The sequence below is a fragment of the Ornithinibacillus sp. FSL M8-0202 genome (genome assembly GCF_037975285.1).
Taxonomy (GTDB): domain Bacteria; phylum Bacillota; class Bacilli; order Bacillales; family Amphibacillaceae; genus Ornithinibacillus; species Ornithinibacillus massiliensis.
The window spans coordinates 3,684,620-3,706,233 of record NZ_CP150248.1; the positions used below are offsets into that span (position 1 = coordinate 3,684,620).

26 protein-coding genes and 1 riboswitch are annotated in these 21,614 nt (G+C 36.7%); of the genes, 24 read left to right on the forward strand and 2 right to left on the reverse strand.

Annotated elements, in window-relative coordinates; genetic code table 11:
- Positions 1-50 precede the first annotated feature (50 nt).
- The 11 genes from MKY78_RS18625 to MKY78_RS18675 all read left to right on the forward strand — a co-directional run bounded on the left by MKY78_RS18625 (position 51) and on the right by MKY78_RS18675 (position 8,704).
- Positions 51-1,232 carry a D-alanyl-D-alanine carboxypeptidase family protein gene (locus MKY78_RS18625; protein ID WP_339214784.1) on the forward strand — a complete coding sequence of 394 codons (1,182 nt, stop codon included), beginning with the start codon at positions 51-53 and terminating at the stop codon, positions 1,230-1,232.
- Positions 1,233-1,337: 105 nt separating this feature from the next.
- A complete protein-coding gene (gene spoIIAA / locus MKY78_RS18630; RefSeq protein ID WP_339214786.1) occupies positions 1,338-1,691 on the forward strand; it encodes an anti-sigma F factor antagonist in 354 nt (117 codons plus the stop codon).
- Positions 1,688-2,131 carry an anti-sigma F factor gene (gene spoIIAB / locus MKY78_RS18635; RefSeq protein ID WP_339214788.1) on the forward strand — a complete coding sequence of 148 codons (444 nt, stop codon included), beginning with the start codon at positions 1,688-1,690 and terminating at the stop codon, positions 2,129-2,131. The genes spoIIAA and spoIIAB overlap by 4 nt, the downstream gene beginning before the upstream one ends.
- 12 nt (positions 2,132-2,143) lie before the next feature.
- A complete protein-coding gene (sigF, locus tag MKY78_RS18640) occupies positions 2,144-2,896 on the forward strand; it encodes an RNA polymerase sporulation sigma factor SigF (protein ID WP_339214790.1) in 753 nt (250 codons plus the stop codon).
- Between the two features lie 185 nt (positions 2,897-3,081).
- Entirely contained in the window at positions 3,082-3,702 is a 621-nt protein-coding gene (locus tag MKY78_RS18645; RefSeq protein ID WP_339214792.1) for a stage V sporulation protein AA, read from the forward strand.
- Positions 3,680-4,108 carry a stage V sporulation protein AB gene (locus tag MKY78_RS18650; protein WP_339214794.1) on the forward strand — a complete coding sequence of 143 codons (429 nt, stop codon included), beginning with the start codon at positions 3,680-3,682 and terminating at the stop codon, positions 4,106-4,108. Before MKY78_RS18645 ends, MKY78_RS18650 begins: the two co-directional genes overlap by 23 nt.
- A 64-nt stretch (positions 4,109-4,172) precedes the next feature.
- Positions 4,173-5,591: a spore germination protein gene (locus tag MKY78_RS18655; RefSeq protein WP_339217965.1), complete on the forward strand. Its 1,419-nt coding sequence runs from the start codon at positions 4,173-4,175 to the stop codon at positions 5,589-5,591.
- Positions 5,592-5,721: 130 nt separating this feature from the next.
- Positions 5,722-7,032: a diaminopimelate decarboxylase gene (gene lysA / locus MKY78_RS18660; protein WP_339214796.1), complete on the forward strand. Its 1,311-nt coding sequence runs from the start codon at positions 5,722-5,724 to the stop codon at positions 7,030-7,032.
- 145 nt (positions 7,033-7,177) lie between these two features.
- Positions 7,178-7,615, forward strand: coding sequence for a peptidylprolyl isomerase (locus tag MKY78_RS18665; protein ID WP_186869827.1), 438 nt, complete (start codon positions 7,178-7,180; stop codon positions 7,613-7,615).
- Between the two features lie 20 nt (positions 7,616-7,635).
- Positions 7,636-8,097: a site-2 protease family protein gene (locus MKY78_RS18670; protein ID WP_339214798.1), complete on the forward strand. Its 462-nt coding sequence runs from the start codon at positions 7,636-7,638 to the stop codon at positions 8,095-8,097.
- Between the two features lie 238 nt (positions 8,098-8,335).
- On the forward strand, positions 8,336-8,704 hold the full coding sequence (locus tag MKY78_RS18675) for a GNAT family N-acetyltransferase (protein ID WP_339214800.1): 369 nt from the start codon (positions 8,336-8,338) through the stop codon (positions 8,702-8,704).
- A gap of 193 nt (positions 8,705-8,897) precedes the next feature.
- Here MKY78_RS18675 and MKY78_RS18680 read toward each other — a convergent pair whose 3' ends face one another.
- Complete coding sequence (locus MKY78_RS18680) at positions 8,898-8,987, reverse strand: YjcZ family sporulation protein (RefSeq protein WP_047980004.1); 90 nt, start codon at positions 8,985-8,987, stop codon at positions 8,898-8,900.
- 165 nt (positions 8,988-9,152) lie between these two features.
- Between MKY78_RS18680 and MKY78_RS18685 the strand changes: the two genes are divergently transcribed.
- From MKY78_RS18685 to MKY78_RS18745, 13 genes are all read left to right on the forward strand, one after another.
- Positions 9,153-9,896 (forward strand): segregation/condensation protein A, encoded by a 744-nt coding sequence (locus MKY78_RS18685; protein ID WP_339214803.1) that lies wholly within the window; start codon positions 9,153-9,155, stop codon positions 9,894-9,896.
- A gap of 1 nt (position 9,897) precedes the next feature.
- The gene (gene scpB, locus MKY78_RS18690; protein WP_339214805.1) at positions 9,898-10,485 is read left to right on the forward strand and encodes an SMC-Scp complex subunit ScpB; all 588 of its coding nucleotides are present in this window, start codon (positions 9,898-9,900) and stop codon (positions 10,483-10,485) included.
- A gap of 260 nt (positions 10,486-10,745) precedes the next feature.
- Positions 10,746-11,843 carry a D-alanyl-D-alanine carboxypeptidase family protein gene (locus MKY78_RS18695; RefSeq protein WP_339214807.1) on the forward strand — a complete coding sequence of 366 codons (1,098 nt, stop codon included), beginning with the start codon at positions 10,746-10,748 and terminating at the stop codon, positions 11,841-11,843.
- Position 11,844: 1 nt separating this feature from the next.
- Positions 11,845-12,432: a nucleoside recognition domain-containing protein gene (locus MKY78_RS18700; protein ID WP_339214809.1), complete on the forward strand. Its 588-nt coding sequence runs from the start codon at positions 11,845-11,847 to the stop codon at positions 12,430-12,432.
- A 1-nt stretch (position 12,433) separates the two neighbouring features.
- Positions 12,434-12,964, forward strand: a complete 531-nt coding sequence (locus MKY78_RS18705; RefSeq protein ID WP_339214811.1) for a spore maturation protein — start codon at positions 12,434-12,436, stop codon at positions 12,962-12,964.
- Between the two features lie 100 nt (positions 12,965-13,064).
- Entirely contained in the window at positions 13,065-13,808 is a 744-nt protein-coding gene (locus MKY78_RS18710) for a pseudouridine synthase (RefSeq protein WP_186869819.1), read from the forward strand.
- Between the two features lie 51 nt (positions 13,809-13,859).
- Complete coding sequence (gene resA / locus MKY78_RS18715; protein WP_339214813.1) at positions 13,860-14,438, forward strand: thiol-disulfide oxidoreductase ResA; 579 nt, start codon at positions 13,860-13,862, stop codon at positions 14,436-14,438.
- A gap of 18 nt (positions 14,439-14,456) precedes the next feature.
- Positions 14,457-16,172, forward strand: coding sequence for a cytochrome c biogenesis protein ResB (locus MKY78_RS18720; RefSeq protein ID WP_339214815.1), 1,716 nt, complete (start codon positions 14,457-14,459; stop codon positions 16,170-16,172).
- 20 nt (positions 16,173-16,192) lie between these two features.
- Positions 16,193-17,386, forward strand: a complete 1,194-nt coding sequence (gene ccsB / locus MKY78_RS18725) for a c-type cytochrome biogenesis protein CcsB (RefSeq protein ID WP_339214817.1) — start codon at positions 16,193-16,195, stop codon at positions 17,384-17,386.
- A 107-nt stretch (positions 17,387-17,493) separates the two neighbouring features.
- Positions 17,494-18,210, forward strand: coding sequence for a response regulator transcription factor (locus MKY78_RS18730; RefSeq protein WP_186869815.1), 717 nt, complete (start codon positions 17,494-17,496; stop codon positions 18,208-18,210).
- Positions 18,210-19,979: an ATP-binding protein gene (locus tag MKY78_RS18735; protein WP_339214819.1), complete on the forward strand. Its 1,770-nt coding sequence runs from the start codon at positions 18,210-18,212 to the stop codon at positions 19,977-19,979. Before MKY78_RS18730 ends, MKY78_RS18735 begins: the two co-directional genes overlap by 1 nt.
- Before the next feature lie 45 nt (positions 19,980-20,024).
- Positions 20,025-20,209: riboswitch (cobalamin riboswitch) on the forward strand.
- A 160-nt stretch (positions 20,210-20,369) separates the two neighbouring features.
- Positions 20,370-20,810, forward strand: a complete 441-nt coding sequence (locus MKY78_RS18740) for a DUF4430 domain-containing protein (protein ID WP_339214820.1) — start codon at positions 20,370-20,372, stop codon at positions 20,808-20,810.
- Complete coding sequence (locus tag MKY78_RS18745; RefSeq protein ID WP_339214822.1) at positions 20,807-21,325, forward strand: ECF transporter S component; 519 nt, start codon at positions 20,807-20,809, stop codon at positions 21,323-21,325. Before MKY78_RS18740 ends, MKY78_RS18745 begins: the two co-directional genes overlap by 4 nt.
- Positions 21,326-21,348: 23 nt before the next feature.
- On the opposite strand, the gene MKY78_RS18750 is transcribed toward MKY78_RS18745, so the two are convergent.
- Positions 21,349-21,603: a ferredoxin gene (locus tag MKY78_RS18750; protein WP_186869812.1), complete on the reverse strand. Its 255-nt coding sequence runs from the start codon at positions 21,601-21,603 to the stop codon at positions 21,349-21,351.
- Between the last annotated feature and the right edge of the window lie 11 nt (positions 21,604-21,614).

The following is a 21,614-nucleotide window of genomic DNA, read 5'->3' on the forward strand; positions in this document are numbered from 1 at the left end:
TTTAATTTTGGTAATCCTAGAGTTATATTGATTGCTGGAGGTTAAACACGATGAAAAAATTTGTTCTAATGATTAGTTTACTATTTTTCACCCTTTCTTTTTATACGATTACAGTAGCAGCAGAAGAAAAAGGGGATTCACAAAAACAAGAGTCATTTGATCTAGCTCCTGATGCTAAATCCGGCATTTTAATCGAACGAGATACAGGAAAGATTATGTTTGAAAAACAAGCCCATGAAAAATTACCACCTGCAAGTATGACAAAGGTGATGACATTACTGTTAATCATGGAAGAAATAGAAAAAGGTACATTGAAAAAAGATGAACTCATCCGAGTCAGTGAAAATGCTGCATCAATGGGTGGATCACAAATCTTCCTTGAAGCTGGCGAAGAGATGACGGTGAATGACCTGTTAAAAGGTATTGCGATTGCTTCCGGTAATGATGCTAGTGTAGCATTAGCCGAAAGAATTGCTGGAAGTGAAGAAGCATTTGTAAAAATGATGAATGATAAAGTAAAAGAGCTAGGGTTAGAGAATACACAGTTTCAAAATGTGACTGGCTTACCTGCAGAAAATCATTATAGTACAGCATATGATATGGCCATGATGGCCAAAGAACTATTAAGGTATGAGTCCGTTACGGAATATACCTCTGTATACGAAGATTATTTACGGAAAGGGACTGATAACGAGTTCTGGCTTGTAAATACGAATAAGCTGGTTCGCTTTTATCCTGGTGTTGACGGATTAAAAACGGGCTTTACCAATGAAGCAAAGTACTGCTTAACCGCTACGGCGAAAAAAGGTGACATGCGGGTGATTGCTGTTGTCATGGGGGCCGGGACTCCAAAAGAAAGAAATGCAACCGTATCGAAGATGTTAGATTATGCATTTAACACATATGAAACGAAAAAGCTCTTTGAAAAGGGAGAACCTATTACAAAGCTAAATTTGTTTAAAGCAGAGAATAGAAATACTCCGGTTGTGGCTTCACAATCCATTAGCACCTTATTTAAAAAAGGAGAATCTGTAGAAGGATTATCTACGTCTGTTAAGCTTGATGCCATTACATTACCTTTAAAGAAAGGCGATAAGGTAGGTACGCTTCAAGTTAAGAATGGTGAAATGGTCATCTCTGAAACACCTCTAGTTGTTGACGAGGATGTTGAGAAGGCGTCATTATTTACCTTGTTTAAACGCTCCATTCAGAAGCTGTCGAAATATGACTAATTACTTCTAGTTTAGGAGAAATATTTCTTCTTTTGTCTACAAGGAAGGAATTTACCCATTTCACAACGAATGTGTACTTACATAAGGAATGTAAGGAGGATTAAAATGGGTCTAGATTATACATTTGAGGTAAAAGAAGATGTGCTTATTGTTCGCTTAGCTGGCGAATTGGATCATCATGAAGCAGAGGGCCTACGTGATCAATGGAAGGACATGCTTTACCATAACCCGGTTAAGCATGTAATTTTAAATCTTGAACAAGTAAGCTTTATGGATAGCTCTGGACTAGGTGTTATTCTAGGTAGATATAAGGAAGTACTGCAATTAGGAGGGCAAATGGTTGTTTGCTCGATACCGTATTCTATCAAACGTTTGTTTGAAATGTCTGGTATGTTCAAAATTATTCGTTTAGAGGAGAATGAGATGTTTGCGTTAGAAACGTTGGGGGTGGCTTCATGAGTAATGAAATGCATGTAGAATTTTCTAGTGTTAGCCAAAATGAATCGTTTGCCCGGGTGACCGTTGCTGCTTTTGTGGCTCAGCTCGATCCCACAATGGAGGAATTAACTGAAATTAAAACGGTAGTCTCTGAAGCCGTGACGAATGCGATTATCCATGGATATAATAACGATCCTAATCATAAAGTAGCCATTTCGTGTAAGCTATATGATGATGGTGAAATAGAGTTAACGATACGCGACTATGGTATTGGAATTGATGATGTCGATGAAGCAAGGCAACCATTGTATACATCAAAGCCGGAGCTAGAACGTTCCGGTATGGGTTTTACTATTATCGAGAACTTTATGGATTCTGTTGAAGTTATATCCAAGCAAGGTGAAGGTACCACTGTTCATATGAGAAAGCAGTTAACGAAAAGTAAAACGGTTTATAATTAAGGATGTATGCCTATGGTTAATGTAAAGCAGGATAAACGGAATGAAGCATTAACGGATGAACAAGTCAAAGCGTATATTCTGAAAAGTCAACAGGGTGACAAAGAAGCTCGTGATTATTTGGTTGAAAAAAATATCCGATTAGTATGGTCCGTTGTTCAACGTTTCATGAATAGAGGATACGATCCGGACGATCTATTTCAAATTGGAAGTATTGGATTGATTAAATCGATTGATAAGTTTGATCTTTCCTATGATGTGCGTTTTTCAACTTATGCTGTACCAATGATTATCGGTGAAATTCAACGTTTCCTTCGTGATGATGGTAGTGTGAAGGTAAGTCGTTCATTAAAGGAGATTGGTAATAAAATCCGTAAGAAAAAAGATGAACTTACAAAGCAGCTAGGAAGATCACCAACAATCAACGAAATTGCTGAGGCATTAGATATTTCTCCTGAGGAAGTTGTTCATGCCCAAGAGGCTGCGAAGTCACCTCATTCCATACATGAAACTGTTTTTGAAAACGACGGTGACCCGATCACCTTATTAGATCAAATAGCTGACCAAGACTCCAATTGGTTCGATAAATTATCGTTAGAAGAAGCAATACGCGGACTAAGTGAACGAGAACGATTAATCCTTTACCTAAGATATTATAAGGACAAGACCCAATCAGAGGTTGCCGAAAGGCTTGGCATATCGCAAGTCCAAGTTTCGAGACTGGAAAAGAAAATACTGTTTGAAATGAAAAGTAAAATCGATCCTTAAAAGCTGTGAGGGGTAATACCCCTTGCAGCTTTTTGCTTATTATTTAAGGAATGGAGAAACTAGTGTTAAAACATTTGTACAGTTTTATGAGGTATTCTCCAGCTATTTGTACTTCCATTTAATAATATTTCATGTTTAAACAAATACTAACTTGTATCTTCAATGATTCCCCAGAGGTGAAGAATATGGATGGAATTGTTTATTTACGAATGAAAAAGAAATTAGAAATAAAGAATCCGATTGAATTAAAGCTAAAAGATGTAGCATATATATCCTCAAATTCACATGAAGCCATTGAAAAATTACAAGAATTAAGGATATATCGAGTTACAGAAAAAGATAAGGAAATTGTCATTATCGATAGTTTTTTGATTATAAAGCATTTAACGGAAAACTATCCTAATTTAGAGATTCAATTAATTGGTCCAGAACAGACCATCATTCGCATCAGTAAATATAAAAAGAATCCCAATATGGTAATCGTTTGTTTCGTATGGCTGCTACTTTTTATTGGAACTGCCATGACCATCATTAATTTTCATTATGATGTAAGCATGCAGGCAGTCCAGCAGAAATTACATTATTTATTAACAGGAGAGGAGAATGAATTTCCATTATGGATTCAGATTCCTTACTCATTTGGTTTAGGTATTGGGATGATTTTATTTTTTAATCACTGGTTTAAGAAGCGCTTTAATGAAGAGCCAAGCCCATTAGAGGTAGAAATCTATAAATATCAGCAGTCACTTGATGATTATGTCAATTACCATGAGAACAGATTAAATGACCCAAAGTATCCTCATTAATGCAATGGAGGTCATGATTGGCTTTTCAAGTGGACTTGCTGTTGGGTGTGGGTTCGTGGCTTTTCTAACCGTACTAGGTATTATTCCCAGATTAATTCAGCTTACGAAAACATTACATCTAGTAAAGGTATATACAGGTTGTGTCATATTAGGAACTTTGTTTGGGACTTATTTATCGTTTGCTACTATATCGTGGAGCCATCCAGTTATTTTGCTCGTTATATGGGGGGCATTCCATGGCGTTTTTAACGGTATGCTTGCAGCTGCATTGACAGAAGTTTTGAATGTTTTTCCATTATTATCTAAGCGCATAGGGCTGGATAAGAAAATTATTACCCTCATGATGGCTGTTGTATTAGGAAAAATAGTGGGTTCCTTATTTCAGTGGATAATCTTAGTTAGATAAGATTGGAGGATTACAATTGAGTCAACAACCGGTTTCAGCAAATATTAAAGAAAACAATCGGTACATGAAAGAGAGAGTTGGAGTAGGGACTTCTTTTGATGTAGGGTTTCGAGAAATAACCGTGTTAAAAACAGAAATTCAATTGTACTATGTTACTGGTTTAATCGACAGTATGATCATACAAGACCTAATTGAAGAACTACTCCATTTAAATGAAACGGAAAGAGAACGGAGGAAAATAGCCGAGATTATTAAAAATCGCTTGCTTCATCAACAAGTTTCCGAAATTAAAACGATGGATGAAGTGGTAGACCAGGTTCTTTCCGGGTTAATCGTTGTTTTAATAAATGGGGAGCGTTACGGATATGCAATTGATGTTCGTAACTATCCTGGCCGCTCGCCGGAAGAACCAGACACGGAAAGGGTTATCCGAGGTTCTCGTGATGGCTTTACGGAAAATATCATCGAAAACACAGCTTTAACGAGAAGAAGAATACGAGACGAGCGACTGCGAAATGAAATGTTAAAGGTAGGAGAAAGATCCAAAACGGATGTTTGCTTATCTTATATTAAAGACATTGCAGATGATGGATTAGTTGATTTAATAAGGGAGAAAATTGAAAAAATCGATATAGATGGGATCACGATGGCTGAGAAATCATTAGAAGAGTATATAGTCGAACGGAGATGGAATCCTTATCCATTAGTCCGCTTCACAGAACGCCCAGACGTAGCGGCAAACCATCTGTTAGAAGGGCATGTTATCATTATCGTGGATACTTCCCCGAGTGTGATCATTGTACCGACCACATTCTTTCATCATTCACAGCATGCCGAGGAACATCGTCAGGCGCCACTTATTGGTTCTTGTATTAGATGGCTTCGATTTTTAGCGATTTTTTTGTCCATTTTTCTAGTACCGACATGGTTATTATTTGTACTTGATCCAACGCTTCTACCAGGAGAGCTCTCCTTTATTGGACCAAATGAGGATGGAAATATACCAATTGTCATACAGCTTATTTTAGGAGTAATTGGAATAGAGTTTTTACGGATGGCTGCCATTCACACGCCAACTGCCCTGTCTACCGCGATGGGATTAATCGCTGCTGTATTAATTGGTCAGATTGCTATTGATGTAGGGCTGTTAAGTCCTGAGGTTATTCTCTATATATCGCTTAGTGCTATTGGATCATATGTAACACCAAGTTATGAATTAAGTGTTGCCAATAAGGTAGCAACAGTCGTCTTATTACTGGTTACTGCAATCTTTGGATTATATGGCTATGTAATCGGAACAACATTGTTCATCCTGTTCCTAGCGAGCTTACGATCTATGCGAACGCCATATCTTTGGCCATTGCTTCCATTCAATCCAAAAGCAATGCTTACAACAATATTAAGGTTTCCAACGCCTTTTGCCAATACAAGACCTAGTATTGTCCATCCGAAAAATATATATCGACAACCAGTTGATAAGTAATTAGAGTAAGGAATAAAACGATTCGCTACTGTGAATGGATTTTATTCCTTTTGTTTTTTGACTGGTTATGATAAATTTTTTATAAGTATTTTTACTTATCAAACAAATAAAGATGAATAGGTGATGGGAAATGTTCATGGATCAATATCCATATCAGATAAATAGTCTGGGTCATTTAGAAATTGGTGGGGTAGACTCGGTGGAGTTAGCCAATAAATACGGTACACCACTGTATGTTTATGATGTTGAAGTGATACGGGATCGTTGTAGATCATTTGTTGATACGTTTAAACAATTAGGGGTACGTGCACAAGTGGCGTATGCAAGTAAAGCCTTCTCTTCTATTGCAATTTTACAGGTAATTAAACAAGAGGGACTATCAGTAGATGTTGTTTCTGAGGGGGAGCTTTATACAGCATTACAAGCTGGAATTAACCCAGAAAAGATACATTTACACGGTAATAATAAAAGTTCCCGTGAATTAGAAATGGCTGTTGAGAATCATATTGGTTGTGTGGTGGTGGACAACTTCTTTGAGATCGAATTATTAACGAGCATACTGAAGCACCATAATAAGAAAATGGACGTAATTATACGTGTAACACCAGGAATTAAGTCTAAAACACATCAATATATTATGACAGGTAATGAAGATTCTAAGTTTGGATTTGATCTACATAATGGACAAGCTGATCAAGCATTTCATTTATTACTTGATAATCCACATGTGAATTTTAAAGGGCTACATTGTCACATCGGTTCACAAATATTTGATACAGAAAGATTTGTTACAGCAACAAATACCCTATTTAATAAACTAGCAGAATGGAAAGATTCTTATGGGTTTATTCCGAAGGTGCTTAACTTAGGCGGGGGATTTGGTATTCGCTATACAGAAGAGGATCAACCAATTCCACTCCACCATTATGTTGAGAAGCTAGTTGAAACAGTGAAGGAGCATAGTGAACAACTAAATATCCCATTACCAGAAATTTGGATTGAACCTGGTCGATCTATTGTAGGCGATGCGGGAATCACATTATATACCGTCGGTTCTCAGAAGCACATACCTGGTGTTCGTGATTATATTTCAGTGGACGGTGGAATGACAGATAATATTCGCCCAGCACTATACCAAGCGAAATACCATGGATTACTAGCTAATCGGGCAAATGACGCCAACGATACGGTGGTTTCTGTCGCAGGAAAATGCTGTGAATCAGGGGATATGCTAATTTGGGATCTACCCATTCCTAAAGTTAATAGTGGAGATATATTAGCTATTCTATCAACTGGAGCATATGGCTACTCGATGGCAAGTAATTACAATCGAATCCAACGTGCAGCGGTAGTATTTGTGGAAAATGGTCAAGATAAATTAGTTATTAAAAGAGAGACATATGAGGACATTATTAGTCATGACCTTTCTTATGAATCATGATTATATCGGGTTAATAGAAAACAACAACTAGTTTACTTAGTTTAAGTTACTGGGTCCTAAACCAAGTCAAAACTTTAATTTAACGTATAGAAATGGTATTATGATGAAGTAATAATAGTTTTCGAAATGAATGGAGATGGAATAGATGTCTAAAAAAGGCTATATTTTAATGGAAAATGGAAATAAAATTGAATTTGAATTATACCCAAATGAAGCACCAGGAACAGTAGCTAACTTTGAAAAATTAGCAAATGAAAACTTCTATGATGGTTTAACATTTCACCGTGTAATCCCAGGCTTTGTAAGCCAAGGTGGATGCCCTATCGGTAACGGTACTGGTGGCGCTGGATATACGATTAAATGTGAAACAGATAATAACCCACATAAGCATGAAGAAGGCTCACTTTCTATGGCACATGCTGGCAGAGACACAGGAAGTTCTCAATTCTTTATTGTACATGAGCCACAACCACATCTTAATGGTGTGCATACGGTTTTTGGTAAGGTTACATCTGGTATTGAACATGCGAAGGCTATGCGTAATGGCGATGTAATGAAAGAAGTTAAAGTTTTTTCTGAATAAAACATTTTAGGACGGTATAGATGAATACAGCTTTATTGTTAATTTTCCTTATTTTGGTCGTGGCACCACTCAGTAATTTTGTCCATGAGATTGGACATCTGTTAGGTGCCAAGCTTGCAAAAGCAGATGAGATTACGCTGGTAATAGGTAGAGGAAAAAAGCTTTTTAGATTGGTGTTTTTTAATATGGAGTTGCAGATAGGTAAACTGTTTTTTAGTTCCGGATACACAGGAAGTAAACGAGTAAAACCGTATAGCAACATTGAAGTTTTTTACATTACGTTATTGGGGCCACTTCTTAATGCAATAATTGTATTCATCTGTTACCTCCTTTATCAAAGCGTACCAAATACATATTTACTCTTGTTTATGCTATATAATGGTTGGTTGTTTGTGATGAACGCTATTCCATATAAAATAGGGAAACAAGAATCAGACGGATTAATCATGGTGAGGGCCATATTTCAAAAAAATGTATATTAATTAATAAAAATTGTCAATAATGATAAGGGATGAGTTATTTGAATCAACGCAAGAAAAATATCCTTCTATTTGTGGTGTTACTTGTGCTGGGTATTATCTGGGGATTTGCTTATTGGTATATATTTGTATTTTAGAACAATAATTGACAAATATAGATTAATAGGTCAATATATATAACGAACTCCAATTTAATTAAAGTAATTAGATTACATGTTATATTACATAGTGAGGGGTATCTATGTTAAATCGCTATAAAAAAAATTCGGAAAAGATTGCAATGGGTTTATTGTCTTTTATGCCTGAAGAAAAAGATGTAAAGAAGTTGCAACAAACTATAAAAGAGTATGAGACCAATCCAGGTTGGCATCTTTATCTTTGGAAAGAAGATGACGATATTGTCGGTGCAATCGGATTACGAGTTGACGGTGAACAAGCAATTATTCAACATATTTCCGTAAATCCTTCACACAGAAATGTTGGTATTGGTAAAAAGATGATTCAGGAAGCAAGGAAGCTATATGGTTCCTCACACCAAGTAAGTTCAGTAGATCAAATACGTGTATATTACGATCGTTGTATGGAGCAAGAGAAGAACCCTAATAACTAGGAAACACTTATAGAATATAATGTTTTTCTGATAGAACGGGAAGTAGGATATTGCTTTTAGCCTACATAAGAATAGCAGGTATATTCGACAAAGTAAATGTGAGTTTTTCTAAAAAAACCAGCCCTACACATGTATAGGGCTGATTTTTGTTAGGAGTATTAGTTAATGTTGACGAAGCTAATCGTAGCTTATCTTAGAACCAAGCAGCACCAACAATAATTAAAAGAATGAATAATACTACGATTAAAGCAAAGCCTCCGCCATAATTGTATCCTGCACCCATTTAAAATTCCTCCTTTTTTTAATCATGAATAAATGTTTTTTGGGTAACATTTATCTTACGTTAATAACTTATGTAGATACCCAATCCTGTGTATAGGCATTTGAAACGAGTTTTAGTAAAATAAATCTTAATGTCTTGGAACTAAATTTAGAAAGGGCGACATTTATGAATCAAGCTTATCAGGTGAAATTAGATACATTTGAAGGTCCGCTTGATTTACTGCTACATTTAATTAATCAATACGAGATCGATATTTATGACATTCCAGTTGCCCAAATCACGGAACAGTATATGAATTACATACATACGATGCAGCATTTAGAGCTAAATATCGCAAGCGAATATTTAGTAATGGCAGCAACGCTTCTAGCAATTAAGAGCCAAATGCTTCTTCCTAAGCCTGAGATTGAAGAGACTGAAGAAGAGTATATGGAAGACCCTAGAGAAGAATTAATGCAACGATTAATCGAATACAGGAAGTACAAAGAGGCTGCGGAAACGTTCAAAGAAAAGGAACTAGAAGCACATCAAACCTATACGCGACCTCCCGTTATATTCGACAATTTAAATATCGAGAAAACAGTCGTTCAAGGTGAAATCTCGATTTATGATATGCTAGGTGCATTAGGTAGAATGCTAGAAAGAAAGAAGTGGAAAGAGCCACTAGATACGCGTATTCAAAAGGCAGAAATACCAATTGAACAACGGATGGAAGAAGTATTGGATATAGTAAAGAAGAAAGCAAGAAGTGGAATTACGTTTGATGAATTATTTACTGTACGTACCAAATCCCATATAGTTGTTACGTTTATGGCCTTGTTAGAATTAATGAAAATTAATCAAGTAACGTGTAAACAAACACAGCATTTTGAACCATTATATGTATACTATGCAGGGGATGAAATATAAGATGAAAAATGTAAAAGCAATTCTAGAAGGGTTACTATTTGCAAGTGGAGATGAAGGAATTACGATAAAAGAATTGGCTAAGATTATGCAAATCTCCGAAAAAGCTGTAGAACACTTAATCGAAGAGTTAAAATATGATTATGAACATGCGAGCAGAGGTATTATGATAATGGAATCACATCATGTGTACCATTTAACGACAAAACCAGAGCATAGTGAGTATTACAAAAGATTGGTAGAAGCTCCTCAATCTAGTAGAATGTCTCAGGCTGCTTTAGAAACACTTGCGATTATTGCCTATCGCCAACCAATTACGCGGTCAGAAATTGATGAGATACGTGGGGTGAAAAGTGATCGTCCAGTGCAAACCTTACTAGCAAGATCGTTAATTGAAGAGGTAGGTAGAAAAGAGGGAATCGGTAGACCCACCTTATTTGGTACGAGTAAAGATTTTCTAACCTACTTCGGATTAACCTCATTAGAAGAGCTGCCACCATTACCAGACAACTTTGATCCGGAAGAATTCGAGGATGAGGCAGATTTATTCTTTGATCGATTTAATGATTTAGAAGAAGCCAATAATAATTAGAATGTAGTAAAACTTGTACATAAGGTGAACAATTCCACAATCTTAGCTCCAGAAAGTAAATACCTCATGTAAAAAACCTGAACAGATTCGAATTCAAAGAATTTGTTCAGGTTTTTTATCTTTTACCATAAGTGAAGACTAAGACTAACTCCTTCTATATTTAGTATGGTTAGAAATTATGCTCAGAGGTTGTACATTTTTAATCATATCAAAGCAGCTTTCGCATAAAATGTATAGACATGATTCTGGGGGGACAAACTATGCGTTTTATTGCAATGATAGTGTTAACGATCATTCTCTTTACATTTTCATTTCCGATTATTGGACATGCTGAGCCGGGTGTGTCTGCGAATAATGCCGTCTTAATTGAACAGTCGACCGGCCGAATATTGTTTGAAAAGAAAGCACATGAAAAACAAAATATCGCCAGTATAACGAAAATCATGACAGCAATAATTGCCATTGAATCAGGAAAAATGAATGAAATGGCAAAAGCCAGTAAGAAAGCAGTTTATACGGAAGGATCCTCCATTTACTTAAAGGAAGGCGAGAAAATGAAATTGGAGGATTTAGTATATGGATTAATGTTACGGTCTGGGAATGATGCTGCGGTTACAATTGCTGAGCATGTTGGTGGTAGTGAAGAAGGCTTTGTCTATCTTATGAATGAAAAAGCCCAGTGGCTAGGAATGACAAATACGCATTTCGATAATCCACATGGACTGGATTCTGAAACCCATTATTCCTCTGCTTATGACATGGCATTACTAATGCGCTATGCCATGGAGAATGAAACATTCCAAGAAATAACTGGTGCTAAATTTTATAAGTCCGATAATAGAGAATATAGCTGGAAAAATAAAAATAAATTATTAACCGTTTTCTATAAATATTGTACCGGTGGAAAGACAGGCTTTACGAAACAAACAGGTAGAACATTAGTATCCACTGCATCGAAGGATGGAATGGACTTAATTGCTGTTACGTTAAACGCTCCAGATGATTGGCGAGATCATATCAACATGTTTGAATGGGGGTATGAGAACTATAAAATGGAATCTATTGGGGAAAAAGGAATGATTGATCTTCAAATAGGACCTGAAAAAAGAATCGAAGGCCATATTCATGATGATACATTGTTTCCTTTAAAAGAAGGGGAAAGGGAAGCAGTAAGCTCGGAATGGTTGCCTTTTGAGAAAGAACTTGGCACAGAGCAAATTGTCGGGAAGCAATTATTCTCGTTACATGATGAACCAATATTAGAGGTTGCTATTTTTAAAGATGGAAAACTAGATGATGAAAATAGCTTTTTTGCCAATGTAATTTCGATAGTTAAGCAAGTATTTAGGATGGGATAACATGGTTAATTTAATCTGGGCTTTCTTAGCAATTATAGGCATTCTATATGCCATGTTTAATGGAACGATGGATGAAGTTAATAAAGCCGTTTTTGAAAGTGCAAATGAAGCGGTTACGTTATCAATCGGTCTTATTAGTGTATTAGTATTTTGGCTAGGTATTATGAAGATTGCTGAAGAGGCAGGGATCTTGAAAGGACTAGCAAAGTTATTTAGACCAATAGTGGTGAGGCTTTTTCCAGAGATTCCAAAGGATCATCCAGCAATAGGCTACATACTTTCCAATGTTACCGCTAATATATTCGGGCTTGGTAATGCTGCTACACCTATGGGAATTAAAGCAATGGAAGAGATGAAAAAATTAAGTGGTTCGGATGAGGCGTCCAGATCGATGATAACCTTCTTAGCTATCAATACTTCCAGCTTAACACTTATTCCTACAACCGTTATTGCTATTAGAATGCAATATGATTCTATTTCCCCAACGGAAATCGTAGGGACAACGATACTAGCAACCTTAATCTCTACTACTAGTGCTATTATGATTGATCGGCTATTTTATTATAGAAGTACTTGGAGGAAGAAGTGATATGGTATTTATTTCACAGGTAAGTATATGGATTATCCCGTTATTTATTATGCTCGTCTTGTTGGTTGCTACCTGGAAAAAGGTACCATCCTATGAGTTATTCGTCGAGGGAGGGAAAGAAGGGGTTAAGATGGCCTTTTCTTTACTTCCTTTTTTAGTAGGGATGATTGTAGCAATCGCTATCTTTAGAAGCTCGGGTGCTCTAGATGCTATTATCGGTTTGATTTCACCGATTTTATTATTTTTTGGTGTTCCCCCAGAGATTGTACCACTTGCATTAGTTAAACCAATCTCCGGCTCTGCCGCTCTCGGGGTTACAACTGAATTAATTGTAACACATGGTCCGGACTCCTTTATAGGTAGACTGGCATCTACTATGCAGGGAAGCACGGATACAACCTTATATATTCTAACTGTATACTTTGGTGCTGTAGGTATTCGTAAGATGGGCTATGCCCTAAAAGTTGGACTTTTAGCCGATATAATTGGTATAATAGCAGCGATTGTTATTGTTACCTTGGTGTTTGGATGATTTTCTAATCATGCACATTATGGATAAAATCATTTATATAGCGTTAACATATGGTTAACGCTATTATTATGTTAAAAAAAGAATAGAAATTGGTGATGAAATGTCAAATACATATGAACGTTTACAAAAAGTGATTGCACAAAGTGGTGTAACCTCTAGAAGAAAAGCAGAGCAACTAATTATAGAAGGAAAAGTGAAGGTGAATAATAAAGTCATAACAGAGCTAGGTACAAAGGTGAGTCCTGATGACAAAATCGAAGTAAACGGTGTTCAACTTGAGAAAGAAGTTCCAGTTTATTATCTTTTTTATAAACCTAGAGGTGTTATTTCTAGTGTAAAGGATGAAAAAGGTAGAAAGGTTGTAACCGACTTTTTCCCGGAGATTGAAGAAAGGATTTATCCGGTCGGTAGATTAGATTATGATACATCGGGGATTCTTCTTTTAACGAATGATGGGGAATTTGCCAATCTTGTCATGCATCCAAAGCATGGTGTTGAGAAAGTATATGTTGCTAAAATTAAAGGGATTCCATCAAAAATAGAGCTAGGTAGACTAAGAAAGGGTGTACGGGATAAAGGAGAAATACTTAAAGCAATACGTTACCGGATTCTGTCTACCGATAAGAAGAAAAATACGATGATTCTGGAATTGACGTTACGCGAAGGAAAAAACCGACATGTCCGTCGTATGATGGAGCAATTAGGGTACCCTGTTATGAAGCTGAAACGTGAACAATACGGGTTACTGACTCTTGATGGGTTAAGTGTAGGAGAGTACCGGAAATTAACTCCTAAAGAAGTAAAGCAAATGGTTAACCTAGCCACACAAATTGTTGAAGATTAGACATAATTTCATTGTCCAAATAATGGTATAATTGGTCGGGGAGTGTTGACTATGAGTATTGAGCAAGCAAAATTGAAGAAAAAAAATAAGCGAAGAAATAGATTAATATTTCGTTCTGTCATTTTAGCTTTACTCCTATTGGCGGTAGTCTATGCACTCGTGACCAATATTACAGCTGATAGGACGGTTTATAGAGCTGGCGATAAAGCCCCTGACTTTCAATTAAAACAAGTCAATGATCATAATGAAATGGAAACAGTTCGTCTAAGTGATTATGCGGGCAAAGGGGTTATGCTGAATTTCTGGGGTACATGGTGTGCGCCTTGTGAAGCAGAGATGCCATATATGCAATCATTATATCCGGAATACAAAGAAAAGGGAGTAGAAATTATAGCGGTTAGTCTAGATGCAACAGAATTTGTAATAGACAAATTTGCTGAGAAGCATAACCTGACTTTCCCTATACCTCATGACACGAAAGGACAGGTACGAGATCTTTACAAAATAGGTCCAATTCCTAGTACATTTTTTATTAGTCCTGAGGGTGAGATAGTTGATGTTGTGGAGGGTGCCCTTACGCTTGAACGATTAGAGGGGTATTTAAAGCAAATTCAACCTTCTGAATCATAAGACAAAAGAGGGATATCTATGAATCATATTAAGTGTGAATGTGGACATGTAAATCCAGAGGGAACAGTCCTTTGTGAAGCCTGTGGTAAACCTGTTCAGGCGAACCAACATATTGATGGTAATGATAAGCGGAAATTGCTGAATATGCGCTATGAGGGAAGTGCAAGACGATCTACTACATATAACAAAACTATCATTGATAAAATCTGGAACTTCTTCTCCTCGGTAAAAGTTGCTGTTTGGCTAATTGTTTTGGCATTAATAGCGTCTGGAATTGGTACAATTTTTCCTCTGGAACAATATATTCCTGCTGATGCAGTGTCTCGGGATCCAGCAGTTTTTTATCCTGAAACGTACGGCATATTTGGGCAGATTTATTATCAACTAGGATTTCATAACTTATATAGCTCTTGGTGGTATTTAATTTTAATCGCTTTGATTGGTGTGTCGTTAGTAATTTGTAGTATTGACAGATTTGTTCCGTTGTATCGAGCACTTAAGAGACAACGAGCAAAGCGACATGAATCATTTATAAATAGACAACGCTTTTATAGTCAAACAGAAACAGTATCAACTGAAGATGTAAACATAGTGAAAGAACGGTTACAGAAGCAACATTATCGTATTAAGGAAGAAGATGGCCATATTGTAGCTGAAAAAGGTAGATTTTCTAGATGGGGTCCTTATGTCAATCATATCGGTCTTATTATTATATTAGTTGCTGCACTGCTTCGGACAACCCCCTTTTTCTATCTATCGGATTATATGTGGGTCCGTGAAGGTGAAACCGTTGTAATCCCAGGGACGAATAGTGAATATTACATTGAGAATCATGAGTTTGTCCTGGATACATATGATGAAAATGATGAACGATTTAAAGATGCTCTTCAACAAGAAGGGAGAATTATCCCTAGTAACTTCCAAACAAATGCAACCGTTTATCATGCGGAAGAAGCAGAAGTATTAGGTGCTGAGGAAGAGCTTGTTAAAGTAGATGATTATAACATTACGATGAATAATCCAGCTAAGGTTGGCGGTTATACACTTTATCAACAGGGCTATCAATTGAATGCTTTTTCAAAGATGACCTTTAAAATCTATGAAATGAACGATCCGGATGCAGAAGCGTTAGGTGAGTTTACTATTGACTTGTATCATCCACAAAGCCACTATGAACTAGATAATGGATTTACGGTTGAAGTAGCCGAATTTTATCCTGATTTTGAGTTAACCAGTGATGGTGTTAAGTCTGAAACGAATGAAACGAATAACCCAGCATTTGTCTTTAATTTATATCCACCTGAAAGTGAAGAAGCAGAGACTAGTTTTATAGGGGATGTTATTGGGGCTGTAGAAGAACTTGGAATAGACCCTAAAGTAGTTGATCTCGAGCCTATGGGACATGTAGTCGGAACTTTTGCACCTTCTGTTGATCCAACTGGGGAAAATCAATACCGCATCATCATTGATGCAATTGATTTTGATCGTAAGAGTGGCATAAGTATTAAGCGAGATAATACGATTCCTTTATTTATAATTGGAGCGCTTATCTTTATGATTGGGGTTATTCAAGGCATGTACTGGCAGCATCGCCGAGTATGGATTCACCCTAAACAAAATGGCATACTATTAGCAGCCCATACGAATAAGAACTGGTTTGGACTGAAAAAAGATATTGAAAAGGCAATTGACGGTACCTCTATTCAAATGGTGAATGATCAAAAAGAAGATTAATAGGTACAAGGAGGAAACTCATGGAGAGTTTATTAAATACGAGCAGTACAATGCTTTTTATAGCATTTATTTTGTACTTAGTTGCAACGTTATTTTTTGGGGCAACCATTCGTGATAAACATATTGATCACAAAAAGCAGGGATTTGCTGGAAAGCTTGCAATTTCGTTAACGATTTTAGGTTTTCTAGCACAGCTAGTCTATTTTATTACGAGATGGATGGCGTCTGGTCATGCTCCGGTAAGTAATATGTTTGAGTTTGTCACTTTCTTAGGAATGTGCTTAGTGTTAGCGTTTATTATCATTTATTTTATGTACAAATTGAGTATTTTAGGCTTATTTGCTTTACCAATAGCGTTAATATTCATTGCTTACGCAAGTATGTTCCCTACAGAAATTGCACCACTTGTTCCATCATTACAAAGCCACTGGTTGCATATCCATGTAACGACAGTCGCCTTAGGACAAGGGATTTTATTTATTAGCTTTGTTGCCGGGCTTATCTATTTAATTCATGGAATTGACCAAAGTAAGCGTTCCGGTCGTACTATATCACTTGAGGTAGTGCTTTATACAATCTTTTTAGTTATTGGTTTTATTGTGGTTTCGTCTGTGTTTAATGCGATGAATTATAGTGCAACATTCGAATATCCTTTAAATGGAAAAACCGTCACAACGGAATATACGTTACCAGCAATTGCAGCACCTAATGAAGGTGTACTGATTACAGAAGATGTGATGAATCCGTTATTTGAGACGCCTGCATGGATGCACGGTGCGGATGCAGGCAGTAAGTTTAACACGGTAATATGGTCCTTTATAGCAGGTACGATTCTTTATGGATTAGTGCGCATAATATTTAGAAAACGTGTTGGTGCATTGCTTCAACCACTTCTGAAGAATGTTAAACCAGACTTAGTAGATGAAATTAATTATCGTTCTGTTGCTATTGGCTTCCCAGTGTTTACATTAGGTGGTTTGATTTTCGCATCTATCTGGGCTGAGATTGCATGGGGACGATTCTGGGGCTGGGATCCAAAAGAAGTATGGGCCTTAGTGACCTGGTTCTTCTATGCAGCTTACTTACATTTAAGACTTTCTCGTGGTTGGCACGGGGAAAAATCAGCATGGTTAGCCGTTATTGGATTTGGCATTATCATGTTTAACTTAATCGTTGTAAATCTTGTATTAGCAGGTTTACACTCATACGCATAAATCAACTTGAAAACATGACATTTTTCGTACAAATGTCATGTTTTCTTATACATTTATATGTGCTTAGTTTATACTGTTGGTAGATAGTATGTAAGGGGGAGCATTCCATGAATAATAGTACTAGAGTACTTGTGGTTGATGATGAAGAAAGAATCCGCCGCCTAATTCGTATGTATTTGGAACGGGAAGATTTAATTGTAGAAGAAGCGGAAAATGGCCCAGAAGGATTAAGCTTGGCATTAGAAAATGATTATGATGTGATCCTATTAGATATTATGATGCCGGAGATGGATGGAATTGAAGTTTGCCAAGAATTAAGAAAAGAAAAGAATACACCTGTTATCATGTTAACAGCAAAGGGTGAAGAAGCCAATCGCGTCCAGGGGTTTGAAGTAGGTACCGATGATTATATTGTGAAGCCTTTCAGTCCTAGAGAGGTAGTACTTCGTGTGAAAGCATTACTACGTCGCACCGGTTCAGGTGGAAATCAAGAAATGAATGCATCAACAAAAGATTTATTAGTATTTCCACATTTAACCATTGACCATGATGCCCATCGTGTTACAGCTGATGGACAAGAGGTTGCACTGACACCGAAAGAGTATGAATTACTATGCTATCTAGCCAAATCACCGGATAAGGTATTTAACCGTGAACAGCTGTTAAAGGATGTTTGGCAATATGAATTCTTTGGTGACCTACGAACTGTCGATACCCATGTAAAACGTCTTCGTGAGAAATTAAATACAGTATCCAAAAAAGCTGCTAAGATGATTGTTACGGTTTGGGGAGTTGGATACAAATTTGAGGTAGATGATGAATAATGTTTTGGCGTAGTGTAGTGGGGAAACTAGCAGTAACTATATTATTGCTAGTTTCTTTTGTATTATTTGTACTAACGATATTTTTATTAGAGTTCTTTGAGAACTTTCATATTCAAGAAGCAGAAGAAGCATTATTACAGACCGCGACGAAGGTTTCGGTTATGGTGGAAAATCACGAGGATAAATCATTAATTTATGAAACAACGGAACGAGTAAAAGACCCATCAAGTAAAGTGATTATTTTATTTTCAGAAGGGGATTATTGGAGTTCAGAAACCGATGATATTCATTTGTCCAGTTTACGGGATGAGTGGCTTATCGAGCAATCCGATGTAGATGGAATTATGGCGGATGATGACAATAACAACGATGAAATTGAAGTTTCAGAAGATGAGCCTGGCATTATGCTCGTTGGAAAAACTGTTCCAAACACCGATGATGTTATACTAGTATATCAATCATTAGCTATTGTCGACCGTACCAAAGCAGAAACAACCAAAATCATATTAGGTGCTGCTGCTGTCGCGATTATTCTTACAACGATATTTGCTTTTTTCTTATCAACACGTATTACATCACCATTAATTAAAATGAGAGAGGCAGCCTTTGATTTAACAAGAGGAGAATTTAATACAAAGGTTCCCATTTTGACGCATGATGAAATTGGGGAACTGGCGATGGCATTTAATCATATGGGAAGACAATTAAAATTTCATATTAATGCGTTAAGACAGGAGAAAGAACAATTATCTAGTATTGTTAATTCGATGGCAGATGGTGTGATTACATTAAGCCGTAGCGGGGAAATTATTGCTACCAATCAGCCTGCGGAACGGTTTATAGAAGACTGGTATTTCGAAAAAAATCTACAAAGTAATACCGAATCACGTAAGCTGCCAAAAGAATTGCTGGATACGTTACAGCAAGTCATTGAAGGGGAAAAGGAAGTAATTGAAGAAATCACATTACAAGGCCGAACCTGGGTAATGATCATGACACCTTTATATGATCAAGCTTATATACGTGGTGCAGTAGCTGTTATTCGCGATATGACTGAGGAACGTAGGTTAGATAAATTGCGTAAAGACTTTATCGCGAATGTATCACATGAATTGCGAACCCCTATTTCGATGTTGCAAGGATATAGTGAAGCAATTGTCGATGATATTGCCGAGACGAAAGAAGAGAAAAATGAACTCGCACAAATTATCTATGAAGAATCCTTACGGTTGAGTCGTCTCGTAAATGAATTACTTGATATGGCTAGTATGGAAGCAGGACACTTAACCTTGAAAAAGGAAAAGGTGGATATCACGCCTTATATTGAAAGGATATTCCGTAAGTTCCAAGGAATTGCTGCCGAGAATCAAATTGAAATGAGTTTAGCGAAAGATATACAAGAAGCTCAGGCTTATTTTGATCCGGATCGTATTGAACAAGTATTTACAAATTTGATTGATAATGCGATTCGCCATACGAGTGAAGGTGGCTTTGTGAAGGTTTCGGTCACAAATGATGATAGTGGATTATCGGTGTCTGTTGAAGACAGTGGTAGTGGAATACCGGAAGAAGATTTGCCATTTGTGTTTGAACGATTTTATAAGGCTGATAAATCGAGAACTCGGAATAAGCATGTTAAAGGTACCGGGCTAGGGTTATCTATTGCCAAAAATATCGTCAAATCACATAGAGGTACCATTACGGTGAAAAGTAAATTAGATATCGGAACAACATTTAACTTCATGATTCCCAAGGAAGAAGATATTTAATCTTGTAATTTAGCTGTTGTATGGTACTATATGTAGTAGAATTGAATACAAGAATTTGATATTGGTGTATGTGTTACTTAAAAGGGAATCTAGTGAAAAGCTAGAGCTGTCCTCGCAACTGTAAGTGATGACGAAATAAGCAATGACCACTGTAGATTATTCTATGGGAAGGGCTTAAAGTAGGTAAGTAGTCACAAGCCAGTAGACCTGCCAGTATCAACTGTATCAATGATCCCGAGGATAGGACAATTGAGACAATCTAGTACATAAAAACAGTATTTTTATGCTTTTTTATGGTCGATAGACTGTCGCAGGAGTTAACTAGTTACGGGGTTAGCTCTTTTTTTTTATTTACCTGATTTTTAAAATTACTAAAGTGGAGGGGAAAATATGAAATCACTATTATTAAAACTGTTTACAGTACTTGTAGCATTAGTAGTTCTTGCAGCTTGTGGCAATGATGAGTCTTCTAATAATGCAACTCAAAATCAAACTCCAAACGAAAACCAAGCTAATACTACTGAAACAAGTGAACAACAAGAGGAAGCAACTGTTAAAATTGTACTTTCTAAGGATAAAGAAGCTGAGATTTTAGAAGAAAAAGAAGTAGAAATCAACGAAGGCGATATTCTATTAGACGTGATGAAGGAAAATTTTAACGCTGAAGATCAAGACGGCTTTATTACCTCTCTTGAGGGTCTAGATTATGATGAAGAAAATTCAATGTCCTGGATGTTTTCTATCAATGGTGAAAGTTCACTGGTAGGAGCAGGGGAAGTGGAACTGAAAGATGGGGACGTAGTTAATTTCGATTATCAATCTTGGGAATGAGATCGTTGAATATTTATAAATTAACGCTATTAGCTTTTCTTGCAGCATTAGCTGTAGTTGGACGAATTATGTTAAGTTCTATCCCAAATGTTCAACCCGTAACTTCAGTTATTATTATAAGTGGCATTTTTTTAGGGCCAGTTGCTGGTATTATATTGGCGTTTTTAATTACCTTTTTATCGAATATGGTTCTTGGGACTGGATTATGGACGATTTGGCAAATCCTATCCTGGGGACTTATTGGGGTTATGAGCGGTATCTTAGGTAAAACAATGAAACAGATTCCTTTTTATCTCATTCTAATATTGGCTGTATTTAGTGGATACTTATACGGATTCATTGTTTCGTTGACCAACTACCAAATTACTGGACATGGATTTTGGGCTTATTATATAGCCGGTTTACCGTTCGATACGTATCATGCAATTGGTAATGCTGTCATCATGCTACTACTCTATCCGACGGTGTCATTTATTTTCCAAAACTATATACAAAAACATTTGAACACCAACTAACCTACTTTGTTGGTGTTCGTCTATTATCTCTCATATCGAAGTGGATTGTTATGGAAAGGATGTTCTGCTATTTTAATGGAGTCACTTGGACAACCTTCATAAGCATCCAATACATCGTCTTCTAATTCCTCAGGTATTTCCTTGTTTCCCGTATTGTCATCTATTGTAACAAAGGCTAGACCTTCATCATCATAATCAAAAAGTAATGGACAAGCCACCCCGCAGGAACCGCAGGCAATACACGTTTCTTTATCCACTATGGTATATTTAGCTCTCATCAATGGTTACC

Coding starts and splice junctions, on each gene's coding strand:
- MKY78_RS18695 (WP_339214807.1), top strand. CDS start 10,746: ATGCGTTTTATTGCAATGATAGTGTTAACGATCATTCTCTTTACATTT.
- MKY78_RS18645 (WP_339214792.1), top strand. CDS start 3,082: ATGGATGGAATTGTTTATTTACGAATGAAAAAGAAATTAGAAATAAAG.
- MKY78_RS18700 (WP_339214809.1), top strand. CDS start 11,845: ATGGTTAATTTAATCTGGGCTTTCTTAGCAATTATAGGCATTCTATAT.
- MKY78_RS18705 (WP_339214811.1), top strand. CDS start 12,434: ATGGTATTTATTTCACAGGTAAGTATATGGATTATCCCGTTATTTATT.
- MKY78_RS18735 (WP_339214819.1), top strand. CDS start 18,210: ATGTTTTGGCGTAGTGTAGTGGGGAAACTAGCAGTAACTATATTATTG.
- MKY78_RS18720 (WP_339214815.1), top strand. CDS start 14,457: ATGAATCATATTAAGTGTGAATGTGGACATGTAAATCCAGAGGGAACA.
- MKY78_RS18740 (WP_339214820.1), top strand. CDS start 20,370: ATGAAATCACTATTATTAAAACTGTTTACAGTACTTGTAGCATTAGTA.
- lysA (WP_339214796.1), top strand. CDS start 5,722: ATGTTCATGGATCAATATCCATATCAGATAAATAGTCTGGGTCATTTA.
- MKY78_RS18680 (WP_047980004.1), bottom strand. CDS start 8,987: ATGGGTGCAGGATACAATTATGGCGGAGGCTTTGCTTTAATCGTAGTA.
- MKY78_RS18710 (WP_186869819.1), top strand. CDS start 13,065: ATGTCAAATACATATGAACGTTTACAAAAAGTGATTGCACAAAGTGGT.
- MKY78_RS18750 (WP_186869812.1), bottom strand. CDS start 21,603: ATGAGAGCTAAATATACCATAGTGGATAAAGAAACGTGTATTGCCTGC.
- MKY78_RS18745 (WP_339214822.1), top strand. CDS start 20,807: ATGAGATCGTTGAATATTTATAAATTAACGCTATTAGCTTTTCTTGCA.
- MKY78_RS18655 (WP_339217965.1), top strand. CDS start 4,173: ATGAAAGAGAGAGTTGGAGTAGGGACTTCTTTTGATGTAGGGTTTCGA.
- ccsB (WP_339214817.1), top strand. CDS start 16,193: ATGGAGAGTTTATTAAATACGAGCAGTACAATGCTTTTTATAGCATTT.
- MKY78_RS18665 (WP_186869827.1), top strand. CDS start 7,178: ATGTCTAAAAAAGGCTATATTTTAATGGAAAATGGAAATAAAATTGAA.
- resA (WP_339214813.1), top strand. CDS start 13,860: ATGAGTATTGAGCAAGCAAAATTGAAGAAAAAAAATAAGCGAAGAAAT.
- spoIIAB (WP_339214788.1), top strand. CDS start 1,688: ATGAGTAATGAAATGCATGTAGAATTTTCTAGTGTTAGCCAAAATGAA.
- sigF (WP_339214790.1), top strand. CDS start 2,144: ATGGTTAATGTAAAGCAGGATAAACGGAATGAAGCATTAACGGATGAA.
- MKY78_RS18670 (WP_339214798.1), top strand. CDS start 7,636: ATGAATACAGCTTTATTGTTAATTTTCCTTATTTTGGTCGTGGCACCA.
- MKY78_RS18675 (WP_339214800.1), top strand. CDS start 8,336: ATGTTAAATCGCTATAAAAAAAATTCGGAAAAGATTGCAATGGGTTTA.
- MKY78_RS18650 (WP_339214794.1), top strand. CDS start 3,680: ATGACCCAAAGTATCCTCATTAATGCAATGGAGGTCATGATTGGCTTT.
- spoIIAA (WP_339214786.1), top strand. CDS start 1,338: ATGGGTCTAGATTATACATTTGAGGTAAAAGAAGATGTGCTTATTGTT.
- MKY78_RS18625 (WP_339214784.1), top strand. CDS start 51: ATGAAAAAATTTGTTCTAATGATTAGTTTACTATTTTTCACCCTTTCT.
- MKY78_RS18685 (WP_339214803.1), top strand. CDS start 9,153: ATGAATCAAGCTTATCAGGTGAAATTAGATACATTTGAAGGTCCGCTT.
- scpB (WP_339214805.1), top strand. CDS start 9,898: ATGAAAAATGTAAAAGCAATTCTAGAAGGGTTACTATTTGCAAGTGGA.
- MKY78_RS18730 (WP_186869815.1), top strand. CDS start 17,494: ATGAATAATAGTACTAGAGTACTTGTGGTTGATGATGAAGAAAGAATC.